5 protein-coding genes are annotated in these 6,830 nt (G+C 72.8%); 3 read left to right on the top strand and 2 right to left on the bottom strand.

Features of this window, described 5'->3' with window-relative positions; translation table 11 throughout:
- Positions 1–260: 260 nt before the first annotated feature.
- Complete coding sequence (locus GT042_RS32910; protein WP_161312348.1) at positions 261–1,481, top strand: acetyl-CoA C-acyltransferase; 1,221 nt, start codon at positions 261–263, stop codon at positions 1,479–1,481.
- Positions 1,478–3,604 (top strand): 3-hydroxyacyl-CoA dehydrogenase NAD-binding domain-containing protein, encoded by a 2,127-nt coding sequence (locus GT042_RS32905; protein WP_161312347.1) that lies wholly within the window; start codon positions 1,478–1,480, stop codon positions 3,602–3,604. The genes GT042_RS32910 and GT042_RS32905 overlap by 4 nt, the downstream gene beginning before the upstream one ends.
- Before the next feature lie 116 nt (positions 3,605–3,720).
- Here the strand turns inward: GT042_RS32905 and GT042_RS32900 are convergent, their stop codons facing one another.
- Complete coding sequence (locus GT042_RS32900; RefSeq protein WP_161312346.1) at positions 3,721–4,761, bottom strand: hypothetical protein; 1,041 nt, start codon at positions 4,759–4,761, stop codon at positions 3,721–3,723.
- A 173-nt stretch (positions 4,762–4,934) separates the two neighbouring features.
- Between GT042_RS32900 and GT042_RS32895 the strand changes: the two genes are divergently transcribed.
- Positions 4,935–5,369: an NYN domain-containing protein gene (locus GT042_RS32895; protein WP_161312345.1), complete on the top strand. Its 435-nt coding sequence runs from the start codon at positions 4,935–4,937 to the stop codon at positions 5,367–5,369.
- Here the strand turns inward: GT042_RS32895 and GT042_RS32890 are convergent.
- Positions 5,303–6,830 (bottom strand): glycosyltransferase family 39 protein (locus tag GT042_RS32890; protein ID WP_237531442.1); only part of this gene is annotated, 1,528 nt, incomplete at its 5' end. The two genes, GT042_RS32895 and GT042_RS32890, sit on opposite strands and share 67 nt — an antisense overlap.

Here is a 6,830-nt window from a genome sequence, read left to right as displayed (position 1 = left end):
GACACGACCCCTGCCCGGCCCCCGGCAACCGACCCACGGATAAGAGCCGGGCCGCAGCGGGCAAAATCAAGCCCGTCCGGCGATTGAGGACAATCGGTAAGCCGCGCCCGCGCACCGGGCAGACGCCACAAACGAAGCCGGTCCGGCGATTGAGGACAAAAGCAGGTGACCCGCGCCACCGCGCGCCGTCAAGGGTGGGCAGGCCAGTTACCCACGAGTAGCATGGGCGCCAGCAACCGCACCCCTGGAGGAGAGCCATCGTGCCTCGTACCGTCAGGGACGTCGTCTTCGTCGACGGCGTCCGCACCCCGTTCGGCAAGGCGGGCCCCAAGGGCATCTACCACGAGACCCGTGCCGATGATCTCGTCGTGAAGGCCATCCGGGAGCTGCTGCGCCGCAACCCGGACCTCGACCCCGCCGCCATCGACGAAGTCGCCATCGCCGCCACCACCCAGATCGGCGACCAGGGCCTCACCCTCGGCCGTACCGCCGGGATCCTCGCGGGGCTGCCGCAGTCCGTGCCCGGGTACTCCATCGACCGGATGTGCGCGGGCGCGCTCACCGCCGTGACGACCACCGCCGGGTCGATCGCGTTCGGCGCCTACGACATCGTGATCGCGGGCGGGGTCGAGCACATGGGCCGCCACCCGATGGGCGAGGGCGTCGACCCGAACCCCCGCTTCGTCTCGGAGCGGCTCGTCGACGACTCCGCGCTCTTCATGGGCATGACGGCGGAGAACCTCCACGACCGCTTCCCGCACCTGACCAAGCGGCGGGCGGACGAGTACGCGGTGCGCTCGCAGGAGAAGGCCGCCAAGGCGTACGCCAACGGCAAGATCCAGCAGGACCTGGTGCCGATCTCCGTACGCCGCACCGACCCCGCCGCCGGCGAGACGGGCTGGGGCCTGGCCACCGCCGACGAGCCGATGCGTCCGGGCACGACGCTGGAGATGCTGGCCGGGTTGAAGACCCCCTTCCGCCCCCACGGCAGGGTCACGGCCGGCAACGCCGCGGGGCTCAACGACGGCGCCACCGCCTCCCTCATCGCCGCCGAGGACTTCGCTCGCGAGCACGGCCTGCCGGTCAGGATGCGGCTCGTGTCGTACGCCTTCGCGGGCGTCGAGCCCGAGGTCATGGGGTACGGCCCGATCCCGGCGACGGAGAAGGCGCTCGCCAAGGCGGGCCTGTCGATCTCCGACATCGGCCTGTTCGAGGTCAACGAGGCGTTCGCCGTACAGGTGCTCGCCCTGCTCGACCACTACGGCATCGCGGACGACGACGAGCGCGTCAACCAGTACGGCGGCGCCATCGCGTACGGCCACCCGCTGGCCTCCTCCGGCGTACGGCTGATGACGCAGCTCGCCCGGCAGTTCGAGGAGCAGCCGCACGTCCGCTTCGGCCTGACCACCATGTGCGTCGGTTTCGGCATGGGCGCGACGGTCATCTGGGAGAACCCGCACTTCGACGGAGGCACCAAGTGAGCATCGCCGAACTCCTCAAGGGCGCCGCCGAGTTGTTCCCCGAAGAGGTCGTCACCCAGGCGCACGTACGCCATGTGGACCTCCCGGGCGGGGTGGGGCGCTTCGCGCTCGTCACGCTGGACAACGGCCTCGACCACACGAAGCCCACCACCTTCGGCCCCCGTTCGCTGGCGAACATCGACGCCGCGATCGACCGGATCGAGAAGGAAGCGTCCGAGGGCACGATCGTCGGCGCCGGTGTCACCGGCAAGCCGTTCATCTTCGCCGTCGGCGCCGACCTCAAGGGCCTCGTCGGGGTCAAGACCCTGGAGGACGGCCTCGCGTCCGGCCGCGCGGGCCACGACGTGTTCAAGCGCCTCGCGGGCCTGGCCGTCCCGACGTTCGCGTACTACAACGGCGCGGCCATGGGCGGCGGGGTCGAGATCGGCCTCCACTGCACCTACCGCACGGTGTCCGCCGCGACCCCCGCCTTCTCGCTGCCCGAGGTCTTCCTCGGGCTCGTCCCCGGCTGGGGCGGCTGCACCCTGCTGCCGAACCTGATCGGCGCGGACCGCGCGGTCTCGGTGATCATCGAGAACTCGCTCAACCAGAACCGCCAGCTCAAGGGCGGCCAGGTGTACGACCTCGGCATCGCCGACGCGCTCTTCGAGGGCGCGGACTTCCTGGAGCAGTCGCTGCTCTGGTCCGCCGCCGTGCTCAAGGGCGAACTGGCGGTCGCACGGCCCGAGGTGGACCGCGGCGAGGCCTGGGACGCGGCCGTGGCGCGCGGCAGGGCGATCGCCGACGCGAAGGTGCACGGCGCGGCCCCGGCCGCGTACCGCGCGCTGGACATCATCGCAGCCGTCAAGGACGGCGACCTCCAGGCGGGCTTCGACGCCGAGGACCGCGCCCTCGCGGAACTGATCCTCAGCAGTGAACTCCGCTCGGGGAACTACGCGTTCAACCTCGTACAGAAGCGCGCGAAGCGGCCCGCCGGAGCGCCGGACAAGAACCTGGCCCGCCCCGTGACCAAGGTCGGCGTCGTCGGCGCGGGCCTGATGGCCTCGCAGCTGGCGCTGCTCTTCGTACGGCGCCTGGAGGTGCCGGTCGTCCTCACGGACATCGACCAGGAACGCGTCGACAAGGGCGTGGCGTACGTCCACGGCGAGATCGACAAGCTGCTGCTCAAGTCCCGTATCAACCCGGACAAGTCCAACCAGCTCAAGGCGCTGGTCACGGGCGTGCTCGACAAGGCGGAGGCGTTCTCGGACGCCGACTTCGTCATCGAGGCCGTGTTCGAGGAACTGGGCGTCAAGCAGAAGGTGTTCGCGGAGCTGGAGGCGGTCGCCCCGGCGCATGCCGTCTTCGCGACCAACACCTCGTCCCTGTCGGTCTCCGAGATGGCCTCGAAGCTGAACCACCCGGAGCGGGTGGTCGGTTTCCACTTCTTCAACCCGGTGGCGGTGCTGCCCCTGCTGGAGATCGTGCGCGGCGAGCAGACCGACGAGGCCTCGCTGGCCACGGCGTTCGGCGTCGCGCGCAAGCTCAAGAAGACCGCGGTGCTGGTGAAGGACGCCCCGGCGTTCGTGGTGAACCGCATCCTGACGCGCTTCATGGGCGAGATCCAGAACGTCATCGACGAGGGCACGCCCGTCGCGGTCGCCGAGCGCGCCGTGGAGCCGCTGGGTCTGCCGATGTCGCCGCTGGTGCTGCTGGAGCTGGTCGGCCCGGCGATCGGCCTGCACGTCTCCGAGACCCTGCACGGCGCGTTCCCTGACCGCTTCACGGTCTCGCCGAACCTGGCGGCGGTCGTGAAGGCCGGCAAGCGCGGCTTCTACACGTACGACTCCGGGAAGCCGGAGCTGGACCCGGAGGTCGCCGCCCTGCTCGACCAGGGGGACAGCGTCCTCACCGAGGAGCAGACCCGCGACCGGGTCCTGGACGCGGTGGCGCAGGAGATCGGGCTGATGCTGGCCGAGGGTGTCGTCGCGGAGCCCGAGGACATCGACCTGTGTCTGATCACGGGCGCCGGGTGGCCGTTCCATCTGGGCGGCATCACCCCGTACCTGGACCGTGAGGGTGTCTCGGAGCGGGTGAACGGCAAGCGGTTCCTGGCACCGGGAGTGGCCAGCGTGCCGGTGTAGCGCCGACGCGATCAGGCAAGTGGGCGGGCCGGTACGGGACATCCGTACCGGCCCGTCCGCCGTTTCCCGCGTGGTCCGGCCCGGCTTCTCCCGCGTGGTCCCCGCCCGGTGGTCGCTCAGACCTGCTTCCAGGCCTCCAGCGCCAGCCCCGGCTCGTCCTTCTGCCGCGTCACCCGCAGCGAGCCGTCCTCGCCCACGACCGCCAGGACCACCCGGCCCAGCCCGTCCAGGGCCAGGGCGGGGACGCCGGTGCACGGCTCGCCCGTCGGGGTCCAGTTGAGGCCGGCGTCCTCGGTCTCCGTGGGGTACGCGGCGACCTGCGGGCGGCCGTCCGGGCCCCGCCCGGCCAGGATCGTGCAGTCGAGACCGTCGACGGGGGTACGGAGCAGGGCGGGCAGTCCGGTACCCGGGCCGCCGAGGTCCACGGGGTCCGTGCCGGGCCGCCAGGAGAGGAGCGTGCCGGTGTCGGTGTCGCGCCAGAAGTGCGTCAGCCGGCCGGGTGCCGTGCACAGGCCGGTGACCGCGTCCGCCGACGCCTCCGGCTCCGTGCCCTCCTCGGCCCGCTCCGGCTTCACGTCGAGCTTGGGCCTGCGCCAATGCGTCATCAGGCCGGGCCCCGCCGCCAGTATCTCGATCTGTCCGTCGTCGGTGATGGCCGCGCCCGCCTCGCCCGTCAGCTTCTTGCCCGTCACCGGGGCGCCGCCCCAGCCGAGCCAGCGGCCGGTGGGCGACTGGTTGCGGTAGGAGAGGTTGCCGTTGCCGTTGCGTACGAACAGGTGCAGCGCGCCCCGCGCGTCGACGACCGCCGTCGGGCGGCCGATCCGGGCGGCGGCCTTCATGTCCTTCGTGTGCGGGGTGCCCAGGGACTGCCAGTCCCGCAGCGCGCGGCCCGTCTGGAACTGCACCGCGTGCACGACGTCCCGGTTCCTGGGCCCTTCGGGGCGCGGGCGTTCCCGTACCCCCAGCAGGTGCACGTAGCCCTCGGCGGTCTGGGCGAACGCCAGATGGGGCAACAGCCCCGGGAACGGCAGCAGTTCGGGTCCGGTCCAGCCGGGGCCGCCCGGCAGGGTCTCCGTCCAGCGCAGGACACCGTCCGCCGTCGCGGCGTACGCCGTCAGCCTGTCGTCCTTGCCGCGCAGCAGCCAGCCGGTGGTCATGCCCCGCAGCCGCCTTCCTGGACGCCGATGACACAGATCGGAGCGTTCCGCGGTCGCGGAAAACTCAGTTGGCGACTTTACCCGCCGCCGTCCCCCCGCCCGCCCCTGGCCCGCGCTCCCCGGCGGGTGGTCCGTGACCACGCCCGGGCCCGCGCCTGTGCCAGGCTGGCCGGATGAGGATTCTGCTGGTCGTCGACGCGGCCAACGTGGTCGGTTCGGTCCCCGACGGGTGGTGGCGCGACCGTCGCGGGGCCAACGAGCGGCTGCGCGACGCCCTGGTGCCGTACGGCGAGCGGGGTGTGGCCGGGTGTCCGGGTCCGGTGGAGACCGTGCTCGTGGTCGAGGGCGCGGCCCGGGGGGTGGAGTCCGTGCCGGGGGTGCGGGTCGAGGCGGCGCCGGGCAGCGGGGACGACCGGATCGTGGAGCTGGCGGCGGAGGCCGCGGCGGCGGGCCGCGGCTGTGTGGTCGCCACGGCCGACCGCGAGCTGCGCCGCCGGGTGTCGGCGTACGGGGCGTCGTGCGTGGGGCCTTCGGCCGTACGTCAGCGACCTGGTGACGATCCGTCAGAACGCGGCGACGGTACGCCGGAAGCCGGTGACGGTACGTAGACCACAGCGCCGTCGACCGTGTCCGGCAGCGGCTCGTAGTGGCGGGCCAGGAAGCGGCGCAGGGTGGGCAGCCGTTCCGGCGCGAAGGGCTTGCCGCGTGAGTCGTCGACGATCAGGGCAGGCGGGTGGGCGCGGAGTTCGGCGGTGAGCGCGGGCCAGGCGCCCGCGACGGCGTACGCCTCGCCGACCCGTGGTCCGTCGCGGCCCCCGCTGTAGTTGGTGAGCAGTCCGGCCGTCAGGTAGCGGCTGGCCGGGGCACGGTCGGCGAACCAGTACGTCTCGGGGTGTATCCCCCACACCAGCACCCGCTCGGTGGGTGTCGTGCGAGCCCGTACGACGTCCGCGAGGCGCTGGGCGTGGGCCAGTTCGGGGCGGGGCGCGAGGACGCCCCAGGCGAGGAACACCGCGCAGGTGCAGGCCGCGGTGGTGAGCGTGGCCGTGAGGCGGTGGCGGGGCAGGAGGTGGAGGCCCTCGGTCGCCAGCAGCACCAGGGGCGGGAGGAGTTGGAGGAAGTAGTGGCCGAAGAAGTGGAAACCGGTGAGGACGGCGACGGCCGAGGACGCGAGCCAGAACCACAGGTCGCCATCGGTCCGGGGGGCCGTCCTGCGCGCGAGGCGCAGCAGGGGCGGGAGCAGTCCCAGGCAACCGAGGGCGAGGAGGGCGGTGTTGGCCACCGCCCGCAGGAGGACGTGGAGTTCGGAGCCGGTGGGGGTGGCGTACGACCCGGAGCCGGTGACGGTCCAGAAGAGGAGTCCGGACGGGGTGGTGAGCAGGGCGGCGGCGAGGAGGGGCAGCGCGAGTCCGGCCGCCAGGCGGGGCAGCCCGGTGCGGGCGCGCGGCGTGCGGGCGAGGAGCCAGAGGACGGGCAGGAGGACGGCTCCGCCGGTCTGTTTCATCAGGAGCGCGCCCGCGACCGCGAGCCCGGCCGCGCCCCAACGGGCCCTTCCCGCGCACCACATGGCCGCGGCGGTGAACGGCAGTATGAAGACCTCGAAGGTGGCGGCCTGGGTGTCCTCGGGGTTGAGGCCGACGGAGACCAGCAGGTAGAGCACCCCGGCGGTGCGGCCGGCCCGGTCGCCCCAGCGGTCGCGGGCGGTGGCGGCGAGCAGCGCGGCGGTGAGCAGGTGGGCGAGGACGGCGAGGGCGCGCACGCCAGTCAGGGTGGAGTCGCCGAGGACGGCGAAGGTGGCTTCGTACAGCCAGGGCAGCAGGGGTGGTTTCCGGTCGACGACGGTGTCGTACAGCACTCCCCCGTCGGCGAGCATCCGGGCCTGGACGGCGAGATAGCCCTCGTCGGGGCTCCACAGGGGGTGGCGGAAGGAGGGCAGCCGGGTGACGAGCGCCAGCAGGGCGAGCAGGGGGAGCAGCCGCCGCCAGTAGCCCGTGACCCGGTCGGTGGGGCGGTCGGCGCGGGCGCGCGGGCGGGGGACGTTGGGGGTGGTGTCCGGGTCCTGGCCGGTG

Source organism: Streptomyces sp. SID3212 (genome assembly GCF_009865405.1).
Classification (GTDB): domain Bacteria; phylum Actinomycetota; class Actinomycetes; order Streptomycetales; family Streptomycetaceae; genus Streptomyces.
Note: the sequence above shows the minus strand (reverse complement) of the source record. Positions and strands in the feature narration are given on the sequence as shown.

What these genes read in the sequence shown, in the direction of transcription:
- GT042_RS32900 (WP_161312346.1), bottom strand. Translation starts at nt 4,761, where the DNA reads ATGACCACCGGCTGGCTGCTGCGCGGCAAGGACGACAGGCTGACGGCG.
- GT042_RS32895 (WP_161312345.1), top strand. Translation starts at nt 4,935, where the DNA reads ATGAGGATTCTGCTGGTCGTCGACGCGGCCAACGTGGTCGGTTCGGTC.